This is a genomic window from Micromonospora sp. NPDC005710, from assembly GCF_040630995.1.
Taxonomy (GTDB): Bacteria; Actinomycetota; Actinomycetes; order Mycobacteriales; family Micromonosporaceae; genus Micromonospora.
Genome location: NZ_JBEXYP010000031.1, coordinates 1 through 20,418 on the forward strand (window position 1 = coordinate 1; position 20,418 = coordinate 20,418).

14 protein-coding genes are annotated in these 20,418 nt (G+C 71.5%); 9 read left to right on the forward strand and 5 right to left on the reverse strand.

The genetic code is table 11. The features are described 5' to 3' along the window. Window positions 1-383: hypothetical protein (locus ABZ406_RS28505; RefSeq protein ID WP_357768086.1), on the reverse strand; the 383-nt coding region annotated here is incomplete at its 3' end. A 1,317-nt stretch (window positions 384-1,700) separates the two neighbouring features. On the opposite strand from ABZ406_RS28505, the gene ABZ406_RS28510 reads away from it, so the two are divergent. Beyond that, window positions 1,701-5,318 carry an ABC transporter ATP-binding protein gene (locus ABZ406_RS28510; protein ID WP_357768089.1) on the forward strand — a complete coding sequence of 1,206 codons (3,618 nt, stop codon included), beginning with the start codon at window positions 1,701-1,703 and terminating at the stop codon, window positions 5,316-5,318. 43 nt (window positions 5,319-5,361) lie between these two features. Here ABZ406_RS28510 and ABZ406_RS28515 read toward each other — a convergent pair whose 3' ends face one another. The 4 genes from ABZ406_RS28515 to ABZ406_RS28530 form a co-directional block, all read right to left on the reverse strand. Further along, complete coding sequence (locus tag ABZ406_RS28515; RefSeq protein ID WP_357768092.1) at window positions 5,362-6,426, reverse strand: NADH:flavin oxidoreductase/NADH oxidase; 1,065 nt, start codon at window positions 6,424-6,426, stop codon at window positions 5,362-5,364. A gap of 68 nt (window positions 6,427-6,494) precedes the next feature. Next, window positions 6,495-7,787: a dicarboxylate/amino acid:cation symporter gene (locus ABZ406_RS28520; RefSeq protein ID WP_357768205.1), complete on the reverse strand. Its 1,293-nt coding sequence runs from the start codon at window positions 7,785-7,787 to the stop codon at window positions 6,495-6,497. Between the two features lie 168 nt (window positions 7,788-7,955). Further along, the gene (locus tag ABZ406_RS28525; protein WP_357768095.1) at window positions 7,956-8,639 is read right to left on the reverse strand and encodes a DUF998 domain-containing protein; all 684 of its coding nucleotides are present in this window, start codon (window positions 8,637-8,639) and stop codon (window positions 7,956-7,958) included. Then, window positions 8,632-9,597, reverse strand: coding sequence for a glutathione S-transferase C-terminal domain-containing protein (locus ABZ406_RS28530; RefSeq protein ID WP_357768098.1), 966 nt, complete (start codon window positions 9,595-9,597; stop codon window positions 8,632-8,634). The genes ABZ406_RS28525 and ABZ406_RS28530 overlap by 8 nt, the downstream gene beginning before the upstream one ends. A 106-nt stretch (window positions 9,598-9,703) precedes the next feature. Here ABZ406_RS28530 and pcaF point away from each other — a divergent pair, with 106 nt between their 5' ends. The 8 genes from pcaF to ABZ406_RS28570 all read left to right on the forward strand — a co-directional run bounded on the left by pcaF (window position 9,704) and on the right by ABZ406_RS28570 (window position 20,417). Then, window positions 9,704-10,909 carry a 3-oxoadipyl-CoA thiolase gene (gene pcaF, locus ABZ406_RS28535; protein ID WP_357768101.1) on the forward strand — a complete coding sequence of 402 codons (1,206 nt, stop codon included), beginning with the start codon at window positions 9,704-9,706 and terminating at the stop codon, window positions 10,907-10,909. A 108-nt stretch (window positions 10,910-11,017) separates the two neighbouring features. Then, window positions 11,018-11,830, forward strand: coding sequence for an SAM-dependent methyltransferase (locus ABZ406_RS28540; protein WP_357768105.1), 813 nt, complete (start codon window positions 11,018-11,020; stop codon window positions 11,828-11,830). A 4-nt stretch (window positions 11,831-11,834) separates the two neighbouring features. Beyond that, window positions 11,835-14,057 carry an EAL domain-containing protein gene (locus tag ABZ406_RS28545; RefSeq protein WP_357768108.1) on the forward strand — a complete coding sequence of 741 codons (2,223 nt, stop codon included), beginning with the start codon at window positions 11,835-11,837 and terminating at the stop codon, window positions 14,055-14,057. A 139-nt stretch (window positions 14,058-14,196) separates the two neighbouring features. Continuing rightward, window positions 14,197-14,697 (forward strand): DUF456 domain-containing protein, encoded by a 501-nt coding sequence (locus tag ABZ406_RS28550; RefSeq protein ID WP_357768111.1) that lies wholly within the window; start codon window positions 14,197-14,199, stop codon window positions 14,695-14,697. Between the two features lie 395 nt (window positions 14,698-15,092). Then, window positions 15,093-16,679 carry an amino acid permease gene (locus tag ABZ406_RS28555; RefSeq protein ID WP_357768114.1) on the forward strand — a complete coding sequence of 529 codons (1,587 nt, stop codon included), beginning with the start codon at window positions 15,093-15,095 and terminating at the stop codon, window positions 16,677-16,679. A gap of 114 nt (window positions 16,680-16,793) precedes the next feature. Continuing rightward, window positions 16,794-18,158 carry a glutamine synthetase family protein gene (locus ABZ406_RS28560; RefSeq protein ID WP_357768117.1) on the forward strand — a complete coding sequence of 455 codons (1,365 nt, stop codon included), beginning with the start codon at window positions 16,794-16,796 and terminating at the stop codon, window positions 18,156-18,158. A gap of 112 nt (window positions 18,159-18,270) precedes the next feature. Next, the gene (locus tag ABZ406_RS28565) at window positions 18,271-19,644 is read left to right on the forward strand and encodes an aldehyde dehydrogenase family protein (RefSeq protein ID WP_357768120.1); all 1,374 of its coding nucleotides are present in this window, start codon (window positions 18,271-18,273) and stop codon (window positions 19,642-19,644) included. A 5-nt stretch (window positions 19,645-19,649) separates the two neighbouring features. Beyond that, on the forward strand, window positions 19,650-20,417 hold the full coding sequence (locus tag ABZ406_RS28570) for a 3-oxoacyl-ACP reductase (RefSeq protein ID WP_357768209.1): 768 nt from the start codon (window positions 19,650-19,652) through the stop codon (window positions 20,415-20,417). Window position 20,418 lies beyond the last annotated feature (1 nt).

A 20,418-nucleotide genomic window follows, 5' to 3' on the forward strand; every position in this document is an offset into this window, starting at 1 on the left:
TCGGGGGTGCCCCAGCCGCTGGTGGGGCGCTGCTGGAACAGGCCCAAAGAGTCGTGGTCGTTGGCGTCGCCGAGGTGGCCCAGGTTGACCAGCTTGGACTCCTGCAGGCTTGTGGCGATGGAGATGACCGCGGCCCGCTCGGGCAGTCCAGCCTTCTTCGTCGCGGCGATGATGGCCTTGACGTTCGCGGTCTGCTCGTCGTTGAGGCTGAGGTGGGACTGGTCGCCCTGCGGCGTCGGCGCGGCGGACTGCACGGCCACCGCGACGGGCTTGGCGTCCACGGCCGGGGTGGCGGCGTGGGCGGCGATCGGGCCGGCGAAGACACCACCGGCGAACGCGAGACCAGCAACAGACAGCATGCTCTTACGGAACATCGTGTTCATGGGGGTAGCTCCTTCGGGGGTAGAACACCCCGAACCACCAAAGAGGGGGCGGTGGCAAGGGGTGTGAGCACCTCGTCCGGCGCTGCGCGTACAAAGGGGAAAAAGTTTGGGAGGTCGGCGACCTGGCAAGCCGGAGGGCTCGCGGCGCCGGGACCGTGTGTAACGACCGGGGGGCCTCGGTCATTCCGGGAGGTGGCCCGCCCGTCGGCACCCTCGTCGTGGTGGTGCCTGCGGTCGTTCGTGGGGACTGCAACGACCGGGGGGCCGGGGTCATTCCGGGGGGTGGCCCGTCCGTCGGGCACCCTCGTCGAGGTGGTGCCTGCGGTGGTTCGTGGGGACTGTAGCGACCGGGGGGTGGCTGGCATTCCCACCGGGTGACCAGGCCGGAGGCCGGCGGTGGTGCTGCGATCGTCAGGGTGTGTAACGACCCCGGCCCGGCCATGATTCCAGCCCACCGGTGCACCCGGTCACACCCCCACACCACCCGACACCGGTCAAACCACCCACACCACCCCGACACGACGGCGTGCAACCGGCTCGCACGCGCGTGATCCACTCGCGTTCACGAAAACCGGGGCATCCCGGACGGCGGGACACCCCGACATCAAAGATCCCGAGTCGATCAAGAAGCTGTCGGGGTCTGGCCTATCGGCTAAAACGCATCAGATGGGGCAATGCGCCCGAAAAGTCGACTGCGCGGCTGGTCCTTCGGCTCTCCGGGCGGTCGGCTCTGGCCCGGTGAGTCGGCTCTGAGCGGGCCGGTCGGCGCCGGCGCGGGCGAGTCGGTTCTGAGCCGGTCCGTCGGCTCTCGCCGGACGGTCGGGTCTGGCCCGGTGAGTCGGTTCTGAGCGGGCGAGTCAGTTCTGAGCCGGCCGTTGGTTCTGGCTGGGCCAGTCGGTTCTGGCCGGGCCAGTCGGTTCTGAGCGGGCGAGTCAGTTCTGAGCCGGCCGTTGGCTCTGGCTGGGCCAGTCGGTTCTGGGCGGGCGAGTCGGTTCTGAGCCGGCCGTTGGCTCTGGGCGGGCCGGTCGGGTCTGGGCGCCCACCGCGCCGGCTCCAACACCCTCCGACCCCACCACGCTCGAGGTCACCACCACAGCCGGCTCGACCGATGTTCGCGCCGGATCGGGATACCGAGCCCGAGTCTGCGCTGGCAACGGCCGGGCACTCCCGCAACGCCCGGCTCAGGCTGGCGGTGGTCGCGCCGTCGCTGCTGCCTCAGCCGATGGCCGCCCTGCTCAGGGCCGGAAAATCGGTTGAGTTGGCGGGTTGGTGCCGGCAGGCTGAGGTCTCCGCCACCCACTTCCCGGAGGACTTTCCATGCGCCTGCTCCGTGATTTGTGGGGCACCTCGACCCGCCGAATGACGATAGTGGCCTTCCTGATCGTGGTCGGCGCGGCGGGGCAGGCGGGCGCCTCGGCGCTGGCCGGTGCGGTGCTGGTGCATCGGTCGACGGGCTTCTTTGTCGTGTTGGCCGCCGCGCTTGTCGCAGTGGTTCTCAGCGACCTGGCGGTGAGTCTGCTGATGGCTGGCCTGACCGCCGACTGGTCCGCGGACGTGCGTCGTCGGCTGTGTCGCGTCGCTCTCGGGCAGGATCTGCCCACCTTGGAGACCACCCCGGTGGGCGAGTTGCTGGACCGGATCGACGGGGACGTCTATCAGGTGGCGTCGGCAATTCGTAACCAGGGCAGCCGGCTGGCCCAGGGTCTCTGCGTCGGCTTGTTGTCGATGGTCGTGGCGCTCTTCGTGTGGTGGCCGGCGGGGATCGCGATGCTGCTGCTCACTGTGGTGCTGGCCGTCGGTCTGCGCCGGCCCACGGCGCGGATCGGGCCGGCCCGGATGGCCGAGGAGGAGGCGTGGTCCGACCTGGCGGCCGTGATGGAGGAGGCGGTGCACGGCCAGGACGACGTCCGCACCAGTTTGGCGCAGCCGTACGTGCTGCGGTTGTATGCCCGTCGTGCTTCTGCCGTGCTGTCGCGCGGCCTGGTGGTCTGGGTGCTGTCCGCCCGGGTGGCGACGGTGGCCACCGCGACGATCCGCGCGGGCATCGGCGTGGTGGTGCTCGGTGGGGCCTGGGCGTTGGCCACCGACCGGATCGACGCCGCACGGCTCACCGCGATCTGGCTGCTCGCTCTGGCCTTCGGGGCGACAGCCGAACACGTCAGCCGGATGGTGCCGGAAATTCAGGAGGCGCTAGGCGCGTGGGCGCGGGTGCAGTTGCTCTACCAGGCCCGGCAGGAGCCGGTCGGTGGGGCCAGCCCGAGCGAGGGTGACCTGCGCCTCCGGGATCTGACCTTCGGGTACGGGGAGAGTGACCGGGGGGCCGCGCTACGCGGGCTCAGCCTCACTTTCGCCCGTGGTCGTTCGTACGCGCTCATCGGACGGACCGGTTCGGGCAAGTCGACGCTGGCGAAGGTGCTCACCCGGGCGGTCGACGTGCCGCCGGGCAGGGTCTTCCTGGGCGGCACCGACATCTGCGACCTGGACGTGGAGCAGTTGCGCCGCTGGGTGGCGTTGGTGCCGCAACGCACCGAGATCCTGGCCGGCACGCTCGCCGAGAACGTCGCGCTCTTCGACCCGGATCTGCTCGACGCGGCGGCTCGGGCGCTCGACGAGTTGGGCCTGGCCGGGTGGATCGCCGAGCTGCCGGACGGGTTGACGACTCGGCTGGGGGAGGGCGGGCACGTGCTCTCCGCCGGTCAGGAGCAGCTTGTGGCGTTCGCCCGGATCCTGGTCCGGGAGCCGCACGTGGTGATCCTCGACGAGGCCACCGCGCGGCTGGATCCGGTCACCGAGGCGCGGGTGCAGCGGGCCACGGAACGCCTGCTGCGCGACCGGATCGGCATCGTCATCGCGCACCGGCTCTCCTCGGTGCGCCGCTGTGACGAGGTGGTCGTCCTGGCCGACGGCGCGGTGGTCGAGGCCGGTCCGCTGGAGACGTCGACGCGCTTCGCCGAACTGTTGGCGACCAGCCACGCGGCCGCGTACGCCACTGTGGCGCCGGCTGGCCGCACCGGTGCCGGCACCGATCTGCTGGTCGGTCCCGGCTCGGCGGACGCCTGGCCGAGTGAGCCGCCGAGACAGGTCGACCCGATCGCGCCGACCGAACAGACCACTCGGGTCGACCCGATCACGCCGGCAGGGCAGGCCGCACTGGTCGATCCGGTCACATCGACAGGGCGCACTGCACCGGTCGAGCCGGTCGCTCCGGCAGGGCAGGTCGCGCCGAACCGGGCCGACCCGCCGCCGCTGCCGCCGGTGCCACCGGCCCGGACGCTGCGGGAGATCTTCCGCCTCTGCACGAACGATCCCCGGTACGGGGCGGCGGCTATCGTCCTGTTCCTCGGGCTCAGCCTGCTGGGGCTGGACGGCCCGGTGCTGCCCTGGCTCTGGGCGGACCTGGTCGACGGGACCGGCAACCCGTACCTGCCGGCGGTGGGGATCGTCGCCGGGCTGCTGGTGACCATGCCGCTGCCGTTCTACACCCACGTCTGGTTCCCGCAGTGGTGGGTGCGGCAGATGCTGCGGATCGGCCTTCGCCTGGTGCACGGTCAGACCGGGCCGCGCCGGGTCAGCTCACACACTCCGGCCGAGGTGGTGGCGCAGGGTGGGGACACCGAGCGGGTGGTGCAGCTCGCCGACAACGTGTTGGACCAGACCGTCGCGCTGGTGCTCGTGGTCGCCATGACGGCGGTCACCGGCAGCGTCGTACCAGGGCTGTTCTTCCTCGGCACGATGGTCGTCTCCGGGCTGGCCGCGACGTTGTTCGGGCCGAAGCTGGAGCGTGCCGCCCGGGCGACGGTGGCGGCACGGGCCTCCTTCGCCACGGCGTTGGTCTCCGCGCTCTCCGCGGCGCGGACGGTGAAGCTCGCCGGCGCGACCGCTGCGGTGCTGCGCCACCTGGCGGGCCTGGACGTGGTGCGCAGCGACCGGCAGCGGCGGGAGATCTCGGTGCAGGTGTGGGCGCGTTCCACGCCGTCGATGGCCAGCGGGTTGTTGCCGATAGGCGCGTGGGCGCTGTACCTGAACGGGTCGCTCTCCGCGGGGGCGGTGCTGGTGGCCGTCTCCACGCTGGGCGCGGCCCGCTGGTTCGCCTGGACGACGGCGTCGTTGATCTCGCAGCTGCCCTCGGCGCGGGTCTGGACGCGGCGTACCACCGCGATGACCGGGGTGAGCGCGTACTCGGCGGGGGTGCCGGAGGTCGACCTGACGGCCGGGACGGCGCCCGCGCCGACCATGCCGCCGCGGCATCCGTTGCGCCGGCTGGAGTTGCGCGGCTTCGGGGTGGTGCACTCCGACGGGACGGTGGCCGTCCGGGACGTGGACCTGACGGTGCAGCGGGGGCAGTTGGTGCTTGTCGTCGGGCCGGTGGGGTCGGGCAAGTCCTCGTTGCTACGCGGGCTGGCCGGGATCGTGCACCACACCGGGGAGCTGGCCTGGAACGGTGATCCGGTCACCGAGCCGGAGTTGTTCCTGCGCCCCAACCAGGTGGGCTACGTCGGTCAGTTGCCCCGGGTGCTGTCCGGCACGGTGGCCGACAACATCGCCCTCGGGCACCAGGTGGATGCGGCCGGGGCGGTCAGCACCGCCCAACTGGACCATGACCTGGCCGCCGCGGGTGGTGGGCTGGGCCTGCTCATCGGGCACAAGGGCACCCGGCTGTCCGGCGGGCAGTTGCAGCGGTTGGCGTTGGCCCGGGCGTTGGCTCCGCGTACCGAACTGCTTGTCGCCGACGACGTGTCGTCGGCGCTGGACGTCACCACGGAGTTGGCGCTGTGGCAGGCGTTGCGCGGCCACGGGGTGACGGTGGTCGGTTCGACCGCGAAGCGTGCCGCACTGGTCCGGGCCGACCATGTGGTGGTGCTGCTCGGCGGCACTGTTGCCGCGCAGGGCACCTGGCAGGACCTGGAGGGTGACTGGTCGCACCTGGCGGGTTGACCGGTGGGGCGGCTGCCGGACACGGCAGCCGCCCCCGGGAGGATCAGGCGCGGGCGTACTGGGCGGGCCCGGAGTATGCGACGCCGAGCTTCGCGGCGGCCCGGCGCGGCCAGTACGGGTCGCGCAGCAGCTCCCGGCCCAACAGCACCAGGTCGGCCTCGCCGTCGGCGACGATCTGCTCGGCGTGCTCGGGTTCCACGATCAGGCCCACCGCGCCGGTCGGTACGCCGGCCTCGCGACGGATCTGGGCGGCCAACGGCACCTGGTAGCCGGGGCCGAGCGGGATGCGCTGGTCGGTGCTGACGCCACCGGAGGACGCGTCGACCAGGTCGACGCCCACGCCGGCCAGCTCGCCGGCGAGCACCACGCTGTCCTCGATCGTCCAGCCGCCCTCGACCCAGTCGGTGGCGGAGATGCGGGTCAGCACCGGCACGTCCTCGCCGACCGCCGCACGTACCGCGCGGGCCACCTCCAGTGTGAGTCGCATCCGGGCGGCCCGGTCGCCGCCGTACGCGTCGGTGCGGTGGTTGGTGAGCGGTGAGAGGAACTCGTTGAGCAGGTAACCGTGGGCGGCGTGGATCTCCACGGCGGCGAAGCCGGCGTCCAGCGCGCGGGCGGCGCCGGCCGCGAACGCGTCGACCACACCGGCGATGCCTGCCTCGTCGAGGGTCGTCGGCGTCCGGTAGTCGGCGGTGAACGGTTCCGCGCCGGGGGCGACCGGCGTCCAGCCGCCGTCGGCGTCCGGCACGCCACCGCGCTCGGCGGCCCACGGCCGGTAGGTGGACGCCTTGAAGCCGGCGTGCGCGAGCTGCACGGCCGGCACCGCGCCGTGGGAGGCGACGAACGCTGTCACAGGCCGCCAGGCGTCGACGTGGGCGTCCGACCAGAGGCCGGTGTCCTGCGGGCTGATGCGGCCCTCGGGGAGTACGGCGGTCGCCTCGGTGAGCACCAGGCCGGCGCCGCCCACCGCGCGGCTGCCGAGGTGGATCAGGTGCCAGTCGGTGGGCAGGCCGTCGGGGCCGGCAGAGTACTGGCACATCGGTGCCATGGCGATCCGGTTGGGCAGGGTGACCCCGCGCAGGGCCAGGGGAGTGAACAGGGAACTCATTGGGTCATCCTCTCCGACACGGCGACGGGCCCCCGGGGAGAGGGGCCCGTCGCCGTGGTGGTGAACGGTCAGGCAGGAACGGGGCTGAGCTCGGGCCGGGGTTCGGCGACCGGCTCACTGTCGGTCAGGTCACGCCGGCCGGCGGACTCGTACGCGGTGCGGTCGAGAGTGCCCTCGCGGGCGGCGACCACTGTCGGCACCAGTGCCTGCCCCGCGACGTTCGTGGCGGTGCGGATCATGTCCAGGATCGGGTCGATGGCGAGCAGCAGGCCGGCGCCGGCCAGCGGCAGGCCCAGCGTGCTGAGGGTCAGGGTGAGCATCACGATCGCGCCGGTCAGGCCGGCGGTGGCCGCCGAGCCGACCACCGACACGAAGGCGATCAGCAGGTAGTCGCCGATGCCGAGGTGTACGCCGAACACCTGGGCCACGAAGATCGCGGCGAGGGCCGGGTAGATGGCGGCGCACCCGTCCATCTTCGTGGTGGCACCGAACGGCACAGCGAACGAGGCGTACTCGCGGGGCACGCCGAGACGCTCGACGGAGCGCTGGGTCACCGGCATGGTGCCGACCGAGGAGCGGGACACGAAGGCCAGCTGGATCGCCGGCCAGGCGCCGGCGAAGAAGCGCAGCGGGTTGAGGCGGCCGGCGAGGATCAACACCAGCGGGTAGACCACGAACAGCACGATGGCGCAGCCGACGTAGACGGCTGTGGTGAACTTCGCGAGGGGGGCCAGCAGGTCCCAGCCGTACGAGGCGACGGCGTTGCCGATCAGGCCGAGGGTGCCGATCGGGGCGAGGCGGATGACCCACCAGAGCGCCTTCTGGACGATCTCCAGCAGGGAGCGGTTGAGCGCCACGAACGGTTCGGCGGCGTCACCGACGAGCAGGGCCGCCGCGCCGATGACGACGGCGAGGAAGACGATCTGCAGGACGTTGCCCTCGACGAACGCGCCGACCGGGTTGGTGGGCACGATGCCGGTGAGGAAGTCGGTCCACGAGCCGGTGTTCTTCGGCGGTGCCGCGCCGCCCAGGTCGAGGGTCACGCCCCTGCCCGGGTTGGTGAGCAGGCCGAGGCCGATGCCGATGCTCACCGAGATCAGGGCGGTGATGCCGAACCACAGCAGGGTCTTGAGGGCGAGCCGGGCGGCGTTGGCGACGCCGCGGAGGCTGACCACGCTGACCACGATGGCGGTGAAGACGAGCGGCGGCACGGCCAGCTTGAGCAGTTGGACGAAGAGACTGCCGATGGTGTGCAGGGTGCTGGTCAGCCAGCTCAGGTCGTTGCTGCGGGCCAGGAAGCCCAGGGCGACGCCGAGCACGAGGCCGAGCAGGATCTGCACGGAGAAGGGAATTTTGCGCAGGCTGAAGGGCATGGGGAGGAATCCAATTGTCCGGTCCGATCGGGGCAGGCGTGAGAACGCGGCTAGCCCGGACAGACGCCACTGGCCTGCAGTCGGAGATCGACATACAGGCGGACAGTGAGGCCCCAGACATTCGTCATCGTCAGCCGACGGTACGCCGATTTCCGCTCAGTGGAAGGACCGGATGGCGTGAGGCTCCTTACAGAGGGCCAGTGCGGTGGCGGTGCTCAGACCCCACAGCACCGCGAGGGCGAGGATCAGCCGCTCCAGCACCCCCACCACCGAACCCCGGCCGACGACGAGCATCGCCAGCCCCACCGTGGCGCAGAGCGGCAGTGCCAGCACGGCAGCCGCGCCGGCCAGCCGGCGCACCGTCGGGCCGGCCGGCCCGGAGACCGCCAACGTGATCATGGCGAAGACGACGGCCGCGGTCGCCGCGATGCTCGCGCCGCCGTGCACCAGGTCCGCCGTCGTGGCGCGCTCGAACGGCGGCAGCGGGCAGCCGTCGGAGCAGGTCACCGCCCCGGACACGGCGGTGAACACCGCCCCGGTGGCGAGCAGCGCCGGGGCCGCCGCCCACACCCCGGGGGGCAGCGCCGCGCCGATCAGCAGCAACGCGCCGGCCAGAGCCAGGATCCCGATCCGGTACGTCGTGGCGTGGGCGCCACCGGCGATGCCCGCCTCACTGACGTACCCGGTGAACCCTGGACCGGGACCGGCGACCACGGCGAGCGTCACCGCCACCGCCCCGGCCAGTGTGCAGCCGGCCGCGGCGGACCCGGCGACCCGGCGGGCGACGTCGCCGCGGGCCCCCGGCGCGGCCGGGGCGGCCGGCCGACCCGGCTCAGCCACGCCCATGTGGCGTGCGCCAGCCGGACTCGTCCGGCCCGAGTGGCACGATCCCGCTGGGATTGATCTCCCGGTGGGTGCCGTAGTAGTGCCGCTTGATGTGGTCGAAGTCCACCGTCTCGCCGAAACCCGGCGTCTGGAACAGGTCCCGGGCGTACGCCCACAGCACCGGCAGTTCGGTCAGCTTGTCGCGGTTGCACTTGAAGTGCCCGTGGTACGCGGCGTCGAAGCGGACCAACGTGGTGAACAGCCGCACGTCCGCCTCGGTGATCGCGTCACCCATCAGGTAGCGCTGCCCGGCCAGCCGCTCGGAGAGCACGTCCAGCCGGGCGAAGAGGGCCCGGAACGCCTCGTCGTACGCCGGCTGGGAGGTGGCGAATCCGCACCGGTAGACGCCGTTGTTGACGTCGGTGTGGATCTCGGCCATCAGCGCGTCCATCTCGGGGCGCAGTGCGACCGGATACAGGTCCGGCGCGTCGGGCGCGTGCAGTGACCGCCACTCGGTGGAGAAGTCGAGGGTGAGCTGCGGGTAGTCGTTGGTGACCACCCGGCCGGTCACTGTGTCGACGAGTGCGGGCACCGTCACCCGGCCGGTGTAGTCGGCGTCGGTGGCCAGGTACGCCTCGGAGAGGAAACTCACGCCGAGGACCGGGTCGAAGCCGTCCGGGTCGAGCGCGAACGCCCAGCCCCGCTCGTCCCGGATCGGGTCGACGGTGCCCAGCGAGATTGCGTCGTCCAGCCCGAGCAGGCCCCGCACGATCCTCGCCCGGTGCGCCCACGGGCAGGCCCGGCACCAGATCAGCCGGTAACGGCCGGCCTCCAACGGCCAGCGGTCCTGCTCGTCCGGGCCGCCACCGGGCGGCGAGGTGGAGTCGGCGGTGACCCGACCGGTGAACCGGTTCGGCTGGCGGACGAACGCGCCGCCGCCGCTGGTCTCTGCGCTGAACTGGGCCCGGGACATGCCGTCAACCTATCCGCTGCCGGCGCGGATATCCTGGCGGCCGGCAGCCCTCGTAACCCGGTGGGCGTGCCCCACCCCCGCCGTCTGCACCCCCTAAGGACTCGCGATGACCGTGGCATACCTGGTGGCCGGTGTCCGCACCCCGATCGGCCGGTACGCGGGAGCGCTGGCCGGCGTCCGCCCCGACGACCTGGCCGCGCACGTGATCAGTGAGCTGGTCGCCCGCCACCCGTCGGTGGACTGGGCGCGGGTCGACGACGTCGTGCTCGGCTGCGCCAACCAGGCCGGCGAGGACAACCGCAACGTGGCCAGGATGGCAGCCCTGCTGGCCGGCCTGCCGCAGGAGGTGCCGGGCAGCACCGTCAACCGGCTCTGCGGCTCGGGCCTCGACGCGCTCGCCACCGCGGCCCGTTCCATCGTCGCCGGGGACGCGGAGCTGGTGATCGCCGGCGGGGTGGAGAGCATGAGCCGGGCGCCCTTCGTCATGCCGAAGGCGACGTCGGCGTACTCCCGCTCGGCCGAGGTGTACGACACCACACTGGGTTGGCGGTTGGTGAACCAGTTGATGCGTGACGGGTGGGGGGTCGACTCGATGCCGGAGACGGCGGAGAACGTGGCCGCCGAGTACGGCGTGAGTCGGGCCGAGCAGGACGCGTTCGCGTACCGCTCGCAGCAGCGTGCGGCCAAGGCGCAGGCCGACGGCCGGTTCGCCGAGGAGATCGTGGCGGTGTCGGTGCCGGCCGGCCGGCGGGAGACCCGGCTGGTCGAGGTCGACGAGCATCCCCGGGAGACGTCGCTGGAGAAGCTCGCCGCGTTGCCCACCCCGTTCCGCGACGGCGGCACGGTGACCGCCGGCAACTCCTCGGGCGTCAACGACGGCGCGGTGGCGTTGCTGGTGGCCAGCGAGGCGGCGGTCGCCCGGTACGGCCTGACCCCGCTGGCCCGGATCGTCGGCGCTGCGGCAGCCGGTGTGCCGCCCCGGATCATGGGGATCGGCCCGGTGCCGGCCACCCGCAAGCTGCTCGGCCGCGTCGGCGTCGAGCTAAGTGCGGTGGACGTGGTGGAGCTGAACGAGGCGTTCGCCGCGCAGTCCGTGGCGGTGCTGCGGGAGCTGGGGCTTCCCGTGGACGCCGACCACGTCAACCCGAACGGTGGGGCCATCGCGCTCGGGCACCCGCTGGGCGCCAGCGGCGCGCGGCTGGCGTTGACGGCCGCCCTGGAGCTGCGCCGTCGCGGTGGCCGCCGGGCGCTGGCCACCATGTGCATCGGCGTTGGTCAAGGCATCTCGCTGTTGCTGGAGTCAGCCGCCTAGAGTGGTCCACACCACACGACCCGCGGGTCGACCGGTGCTCGCGCGTGCCCGCGGCATGCCAGTCGTCGGTCCCGTCCCGCGCCGCGGCGATGAACTGGGAGCGCACTGATGCCGGACGGACTGCCGACCGAGATCGATCTGACCAGGCCGAGCGCGGCCCGGGTGTACGACTACTTCCTGGGTGGGGCGCACAACTTCGAGATCGACAGGCAGTTGGCCGAGCAGATCGCCAGCATGACCCCGAATCTCGCCGCCACGATGCGTTCCGGCCGCGATTTCCTGCGCCGGGCCGTCCGGGTGCTACTCGACGCCGGCATCGACCAGTTCCTCGACATCGGCTCCGGCATTCCCACGGTGGGCAACGTGCACGAGGTCGCGCAGGGGGTCAACCCCAAGGCCCGGGTGGTGTACGTCGACATCGACCCGGTGGCCGTCGCGCACAGCCGGGAGCTGTTGGCCGGCAACGAGCAGACCGCTGTCATCCACGCCGACCTGCGTGAGCCGGAGCGGATCCTCGCCGAGACCCGACAGCTCGGCCTGATCGACTTCAGTCGACCGGTCGGCATCCTGCTGGCCGGGGTGGTGCACTTCGTCCCGGACGCCGACCGCCCCGAGGCGATCCTGGCCACCCTGCGGGACGCCGCCGCGCCGGGCAGCTTCCTGGTCGTCTCGCACTCCACCTTCGAGGACCAGCCGCAGGAGATGCTCGACGCCCAGCGGCTCTCCGCCCGCACCGCCACCGAGATCACTCTGCGCTCCCGCGCGCAGGTCACCGGCTTCTTCGGCGACTGGACGGTCCTGGAGCCGGGGGTGGTGCACATGCCGCTCTGGCGTCCCGACTCAGCGTCCGACGTGGACGAGCACCCGGAACGGTTCGGCGCCTTCGGAGGCGTCGCCCGGTACGACCAGCCCGCCGGCTGATCCCGTGGCCGCCGTCCCGGACCCCACCGGGGTCGAAGTCGGCCCGGACCCCACCGGGGTCGAAGTCGGCCCGGCCCCCTCCGGGGTCGAAGCCGGCGGGGCCGACCTTCAGGGGTTCGCCGCCGACTGGGCCCGCGCGGTGCGCCGCATCGGGTTCGTGCCGCTCAGCGTGGCCGAGACCGAGCGGATGCTGCTGGCGCACACGATCCGGCTGGCCCAGGCGGTACGGGCGGAACCGTTCAGCACCCGCCCGGCCGAGGAGGTCGGGCGGGCCCTGGTGGAGGCGCACCTCACCGAGCCGCAGGCTCTGAAGTGGACGCTTCAGGCGCTCGGTGCGACAGCCGGGCGGCGGGTCCTCGGCGACGGTGACGGGCCGGCGGATCTCGCCGAGCGGATCGCGGCGGTGCAGGGTGGCCTGGCCGCCGGGTTCGCCCGCGCGCTGCGCGATCGCACCTTCAGTCAGCAGGAGCGGATCGCCAGGTCGGCCTGGCAGGCCCGCGACGAGGTCGAGCAGGCGCTGCGGGAGAGCGAGGCACGGTTCCGGGCGGTGTTCACCGGCGCCGCGATCGGGATCGGGATCGCCGGCGTGGACGGTCAGATCATCGACGTCAACCAGGCGTTCGCCGACATGCTCGGCTACACCATCGACGAGCTGTGCGAGATCAACGTGGCAGGGCTGGTGCACGCCGACGACGCGGCCGGGATGTGGGAGCTCTACCAGGAGTTGATCGAGGGGAAACACGACTCGGCCCGGGTGGAGAAGCGGTACTACCGCAAGGACGGCACGACGGTCTGGACAGATCTGGCCGTCTCGCTGATCCGACACGAGGGTCGGCCCCGATTCACCGTAGCGATGATCGAGGACATCACCGAGCGGTACGAACTCCAGCAGCGGCTGCGCTTCCAGGCGCTGCACGACCCGTTGACCGGGTTGCCCAACCGGACGTTGTTCTTCGAGACCCTGGGACGGGTGCTCGACACCGCTGGCGACGGGCAGCGGGTCGGAGTCTGCTTCCTCGACCTGGACGGCTTCAAGGCCATCAATGACAGTCTCGGCCACGACCTCGGCGACCGGTTGCTCGTGATGATCGGCCGGCGGCTTGCCGCGTGCGTGGCCGACCACGGCCACCTGGTCGCCCGGATGGGTGGCGACGAGTTCGTGATCCTCGTCGACGGAGGGGACGACACCGACGACCCGGTGTCGGTAGCGCAGGCGGCACTGGCCGCCGTCGCCGCCCCGGTTCACGTCGGTGAGCACCAGTTGGCCGTCTCGGCGAGCGTGGGCATCGTCCAGTGCCCGGCCGCGGAGACCACCGCCTCCGAGCTGATGAAGGCCGCCGACACCACGCTCTACTGGGCGAAGGCGGCGGGCCGGGGCCGGTGGGCGGTCTACGACCCGGAGCGCGGCGCGCGGGACATCGCCCGCTCGGCGCTTGTCGCCGGGCTGCCCGCCGCACTGGACCGGGGTGAGTTCGTCCTGCACTACCAGCCGATCGTGTCGTTGCTGGAGGGGACGATGCTCGCCGTGGAGGCGCTGGTCCGGTGGGAGCACCCGGAGCTGGGCCTGATCGGGCCGGACCGGTTCATCGGCCTGGCCGAGGAGACCGGCCTGATCGTCCGGCTCGGCGAGTGGGTGCTCCGGCGGGCCTGCGCGGACGCCGAACGGTGGTGGCGGGAGTTCCCGGACGCCAGGCTCGTGGTGAGCGTCAACCTGGCCGCTCGGCAGGCCGACGAACCGGCCATCGTGGACACTGTCGCCCACGCGTTGCGCACCAGCGGGCTGCCCGCCGAACTGCTCCAACTGGAGTTGACCGAGAGCGCCGTGATGGGCAGCGCCGGTGAGCCCCTGCGTAGCCTGCACCGGCTCGCCGCGCTCGGCGTCCGGCTGGCCGTGGACGACTTCGGCACCGGGTACTCCAACCTGGCGTACCTGCGTCGCCTGCCGGTCCACTGCCTGAAGCTCGCCGGACCGTTCGTCGAGGGCATCGGCGCGGACGGTACGGACCTGACCGCCGACCACCGCGACGAACGGATCGTCGACGCGTTGGTCCGGTTGGCGCACGCGTTGGAGTTGTGGGTCACGGCCGAGGCGGTGGAGACGAGCGTGCAGGCAGAGCGGCTGCGGGCGCTGCGGTGCGACACCGGCCAGGGCCGGTATTTTGGTGCGCCGGCACCGGCCGACGCGATCACCGCCCGGCTGGGCGGCGACGGGGCGGCAGCGGCGTGAACGAGCGAACCGGCGGGCACGGGCAGCGTGACGCGAGGCGACGGCACGGAATGACGCGGAGTGCCGGCGTGAGCGAGCGGAGCGACGGGCACAACGGAGGACCGTTGTGGTCCGGAGGGTGGCGACGGAGGGTGGCGGCGTGGACCTGACGGACTCGCAGGCGGCGGTGACAGTGGTGGCCGCGATTGCCATCCTGGCCGGGTTGGCAGGCGTGGTGGTGCCCGGTCTGCCGGCGTTGCCGCTGTGCTGGGGCGGCGTGCTGCTCTGGGCGGTCTTCGGCGGCGCCGGTCTGGGTGGCTGGGCGGTGTTCGCCGCCGCCACAGTGGTCGCCGCCGGTGGTGCCGTGATCAAGTACGCGTGGCCGGGCCGGAACCTGAAGCGCACCGGCGTGCCGACGTCCACGCTGCTCGCCGGCGCGGTACTCGGCGTCGTCGGGTTCTTCGTGGTGCCGGTCGTCGGTCTGGTGCTCGGCTTCGTTGCCGGGGTGTGGGCCGCCGAACGGCTCCGGCTGGGCAGCAATCAGCTGGCCTGGCCGTCAACAGTGCAGGCCCTGAAGGCCGCCGGCCTGTCGATGCTCGTGGAGTTCCTGGCCGGCCTCCTGATCGCCGCCCTCTGGGTAGCGGGCCTCATCCTGACCTGACCCCCACCCCACTTCTCCGTGTTGATCAAGACGTTTTGCGTCAGGCCGAGCCCGAAATCTGACGCAAACCTCTTGATCACGAGGGGAGGGCGGGGGGAGGGGCGGGGGGAGGGGGCGGGGGGAGAGGGAGGGGCGCGGGGCACTTTTGGGTACGGCGGGACGCCGTGCGTGAGAGAGAGGCGTGCCCCGCGCCACCGTGTTCGGGCGGTCCGAGCGCCCGGGGTGGGCCCTGATCGGGCCTGGTCACCGGTCCAGGATGCCGGCCGGGGCGGGCCGACGGCAACGTAATTAGCCCGACGGTGGTGAGATTCCCACGGACTACGTATTGACCGCCTTGATCGGCCGGGACGACACTTTGCCCACTCGCACGCGGAACCACCTCAGGGAGGTGTGCAGTGGCCACGACGCCCGTGCCGACCGCCGAGCAACCCATGGACGAGGATGCCCGACGGCTCGCTGAACTCGGCTACAAACAGGAGTTGCGCCGCAAGTGGAGTGGCTTCTCCAACTTCGCCATCTCCTTCTCGATCATCTCTATCCTGGCCGGCTGTTTCACCACCTTCGGCCAGGCGTGGAACAACGGTGGACCGGTGGCCATCTCGTGGGGTTGGCCACTGATCTCGCTGTTCATCCTCATCATCGGTTTCTGCATGGCGGAGCTGGTGTCGGCGTACCCGACAGCGGGCGGGATCTACTGGTGGGCGGCCACCATGGGCCGCCCGGTGCACGGCTGGTTCACCGGCTGGCTGAACCTGATCGGCCTGGTGGCGGTCACCGCCTCGGTCGACTACGGCTGCGCGACGTTCCTCAACCTCACCCTGTCGGCGCTCTTCGACGGCTGGGCCGGGACGCTGCGTCAGGCGTTCGTCCTCTTCGTGATCATCCTGGCGCTGCACGGGTTGATCAACATTTTCGGGCACCGGATCATCGACGTACTCCAGAACGTCTCGGTCTGGTGGCACGTGGCCGGCGCGGCCGTCGTGGTGGCCATCCTGGTCTTCGTGCCCGACAACCACCAGAGTTTCCAGTTCGTCTTCACCGAGCGGTTCAACAACTCCGGCTTCGGTGACGGGGACATCGGCGGGCTGACGTTCTGGTTCTACGTGCTGCCGCTGGGCTTCCTGCTGACCCAGTACACGATCACCGGCTTCGACGCCTGCGCGCACGTCTCGGAGGAGACCCGGGGTGCCTCGCAGGCCGCCGCCCGCGGGCTCTGGCAGTCGATCTTCTACTCGGCGGTCGGTGGCTGGATCCTGCTGCTGGCGTTCCTCTTCGCGGCCACCGACGTCGAGGCGGTGAACGCCGCGGGCGGCTTCTCCGGAGCGATCTTCGAGTCCGCGCTGACCCCGGTCTTCTTCAAGATCGTCATCATCATCTCGACGATCGGGCAGTTCTTCTGCGGCATGAGTTGCGTGACCTCGATGAGCCGGATGGCGTACGCGTTCAGCCGGGACCGGGCGGTGCCCGGCTGGCGGCTGTGGTCGACTGTCGACCGCAACGGCACCCCGGTCAAGGCGATCATCGGCGCCACGGCGGCCGGCCTGGTGCTGACCCTGCCGGCCCTCTACGAAAGCTCCGCGGGCATCCCGATCGCCTTCTACGCTGTCGTCTCCGTCGCGGTGCTCGGGCTCTACCTGTCGTTCCTCATCCCGATCGCGCTGCGGCTGCGGATGGGCGACCGGTTCGTCCCCGGGCCGTGGACGCTGGGCCGCAAGTACAAGCTGTTCGGCTGGATCGCGGTGATCGAGATCGCGATCATCGCCGTCTACTTCGTGCTGCCGATCGTGCCCGCCGGGGTGCCCGGCAACGACGAGTTCACCTGGTCGGCGGTGAACTACGCGCCGCTCGCCGTCGGCGGGGTGCTGCTGGTCGTCGCCGTCTGGTGGTACGCCTCGGCCCGCACGTGGTTCACCGGCCCGGTCCGTACCGTCGAGGAACAGGCGCCGGCCGACGCCCCGGCGCCTGCCGACGGCCCGGTCTGACCGGCGCCCGGTGGGACGGGCGGTGCTGCCGTCCCACCGGGTTTGCCGCACCTGCCGCCGGGGGCATTGACGGTGATCCGGTTTGCCAGTAGACCTTGGTGATGGAGGCCCGCCATGAGTAAAGCGCCGCTCACGCTGGAACAACTGCGGGTCGCCGTCGCCGACGGCGAGATCGACACAGTGGTGCTGGCCCTGGTCGACATGCAGGGCCGGTTGCAGGGCAAGCGGTTCCACGCGCCGTTCTTCCTCGACCAGGTCGTGGCCAACGGCAGCGAGGGCTGCAACTACCTGCTCGCCGTGGACGTCGACATGAACACCGTCGACGGGTACGCGATGTCGAGTTGGGAACGCGGCTACGGGGACTTCGCCATGGTGCCGGACTTCGCCACGTTGCGCCGGATGCCCTGGCAGCCCGGCTCCGCCCTGCTGCTGGCCGACCTGACCTGGCTCGACGGCTCGGGTGACGTCGTCGCCTCACCCCGGCAGATCCTCCGCCGGCAGCTCGACCGGCTGGCCGAGCACGGGCTGACCGCGTACGCCGGCACCGAGTTGGAGTTCGTGCTGTTCCGCGACTCGTACGAGGAGGCGTGGCAGCGTGGTTACCGCGACCTCACCCCGGCGAACCAGTACAACGTCGACTACTCGCTGCTCGGCACCGCCCGGGTGGAGCCGCTGCTGCGCCGCATCCGCGTCGAGATGGCCGGCGCCGGGCTCACCCCGGAGAGCGCCAAGGGCGAGTGCAACCTCGGGCAACACGAGATCGCCTTCCGGTACGACGAGGCGGTGGCCTGCGCGGACCACCACGTGATCTACAAGAACGGCGCCAAGGAGATCGCCGCCCAGGAGGGGATGGCGATCACCTTCATGGCCAAGCCGAACGAGCGGGAGGGCAACTCCTGCCACATCCACTTCTCCCTTCGGGACTCGTCCGGGTCGTCGGCGATGCTCGGCGACGGGCCCGCGCACCTGTCACAGACCGGGCAGCGGGTGCTCGCCGGCCTGCTGGCCACCATGCGGGAGTTCAGCCTGCTCTTCGCCCCGAACATCAACTCCTACAAGCGCTACCAGCCGGGGTCGTTCGCCCCGACCGCACTGCGCTGGGGTGTGGACAACCGCACCTGCGCGCTGCGGGTGGTCGGGCACGGGCAGGGCATGCGGGTGGAGAACCGGGTGCCCGGCGCGGACGTCAACCCGTACCTGGCGATCGCCGGGCTGGTCGCCGGGGCGCTGCACGGCATCGACGGTGAGCTGGAGTTGGCCGGGGAGTGCACCGGCAACGCGTACGACGACCCGGAGGCCGAGCGTGTCCCCGGCACGCTGCGGGACGCGCTGGCCCTGTGGGAGGCGTCGGCGGCGGCCCGCGAGGCATTCGGCGAGGAGGTGGTGGCCCACTACGCGAACCAGGCGCGAGTCGAGTTGGCCGCCTTCGACGCCGCGGTGACCGACTGGGAGCTGACCCGTGGCTTCGAACGCCTCTGATCGCCGGGGCAACGCCGCGTCGCCGATCGCTGCGTGGATCATGGACTTGTGGTGGGCGGAAAGTTCCTCGGGGCCACTTTTGTGGGGCACCACAACTCCATGATCGACTGGGATGACGAGGGGTGGGTGTGTGACGGTTCTGGTGGATCCGGCGCGCGGGGCCGGGTTTATGGAGGTTGCCGAGGCGTCTGTCGAGGACGTGGACGCGGCAATCGCACGGGCGGCTGCCGCCTTCGAGACGTGGCGTCAGGTGGGGCCCGGGGATCGGGCCCGGATGCTGCGGCGGTTCGCCGCGGTCGTCGACGCGCATCTGGACGAGTTGGCCGCGCTGGAGGTACGCAACTCGGGGCACACCATCGGCAACGCCCGGTGGGAGGCGGGCAACGTCCGTGACGTCCTGGACTACTACGCCGGCGCGCCCGAGCGGCTGACCGGACGGCAGATTCCGGTACCCGGTGGGTTGGACGTCACCTTCCACGAGCCACTCGGTGTGGTCGGCGTGATCGTGCCGTGGAACTTCCCGATGCCCATCGCCGCCTGGGGGTTCGTCCCGGCGCTCGCCGCCGGCAACACTGTGGTGCTCAAGCCGGCCGAGACGACCCCGCTCACGGCGCTGCGCCTGGCCGAGCTGGCCCGCGAGGCGGGCCTGCCCGACGACGTCCTCACCGTCATCCCGGGGCAGGGCTCGGTGGTGGGGGAGCGGTTCGTCAGCCACCCGGCGGTCCGCAAGATCTGCTTCACCGGCTCCACCGAGGTCGGCACCAGGATCATGGCCGGCTGTGCCAGCCAGGTGAAGCGACTGACACTGGAGTTGGGTGGCAAGAGCGCGAACATCGTGTTCGCCGACGCCGACCTGGAACGCGCCGCCGCGACCGCGCCGGGCGCGGTCTTCGACAACGCCGGCCAGGACTGCTGCGCCCGGTCGCGGATCCTGGTCCAACGTTCGGTGTACGACAGGTTCCTGGAACTGCTCGAACCGGCGGTACGCGCCGTACGCGTCGAGGACCCGTCCCGGGACACCGCCGAGATGGGCCCGCTGATCTCCGCCGCCCACCGGGACCGGGTCGCCGGGTACCTCGACGGGGCGAGTGTCGCCTTCACCGGCTCCTGCCCCGACGGCCCCGGGTTCTGGCTCGCCCCCACCGTGCTGCTTGCCGACTCGCCGGCCGACCGGCACTGGCGGGAAGAGGTCTTCGGCCCGGTGGTCTCGGTGCTGCCGTTCGACGACGAGGCGGACGCGGTCCGGCTCGCCAACGACACCGAGTACGGCCTCTCCGGTTCGATCTGGACCCGGGACGTGGGTCGCGCCCTGCGCCTGGCCCGTGCCGTCGACTCGGGCAACCTCAGCGTCAACTCGCATTCCTCGGTGCGCTACTGGACCCCGTTCGGCGGGATGAAGCGTTCCGGGTTCGGCCGTGAGCTGGGCCCGGACGCGCTGCACTCCTTCACGGACGTCAAGAACGTGTTCATCGCGACGGAGGAGTGACGCCAGTGCAGGGTCGGTTGCAGGACAGGGTGGCAGTTGTCACCGGAGCGGGCAGTGGCATCGGGTTGGCCACCGTGCGGCGGTTCGCCGCCGAGGGGGCCCGGGTGGTCTGCGTGGACATCGACGAGGCGGCGGGTACGAAGGCCGCCGAGGAGTGTGGCGGCGAGTTCGTGGCCACCGACGTGGCCGACGAGTCGGCGGTACGCGAGCTGTTCGACGGGGTGGCCGACCGGCACGGCCGGGTGGACATCGCGTTCAACAACGCGGGCATCTCCCCGCCGGACGACGACTCCATCCTGGACACCGGCCTGGAGGCGTGGGAACGGGTGTTGCGGGTCAACACCACGAGCGTCTACCTGTGCTGCAAGTACGCCATCCCGCACATGCGGCGGCAGGGCAAGGGGTCGATCATCAACACCGCCTCGTTCGTGGCGCTGATGGGCGCGGCGACGTCGCAGATCGCGTACACGGCGAGCAAGGGCGGCGTGCTGGCGATGACCAGGGAGTTGGGCGTGCAGTTCGCCCGCGAGGGCATCCGGGTCAACGCGCTCTGTCCCGGCCCGGTGGCCACCCCGTTGCTGCTGGAACTCTTCGCCGCCGACCCGGAGCGGGCCGCCCGTCGGTTGGTGCACGTGCCGATGGGTCGCTTCGGGCAACCGGAGGAGATCGCCGCCGCGGTGGCGTTCCTGGCCAGCGACGACGCCTCGTTCATGACCGCCGCGCAGTTCGTCGTCGACGGTGGCATCACGGGCGCCTACGTCACGCCTCTGTGAG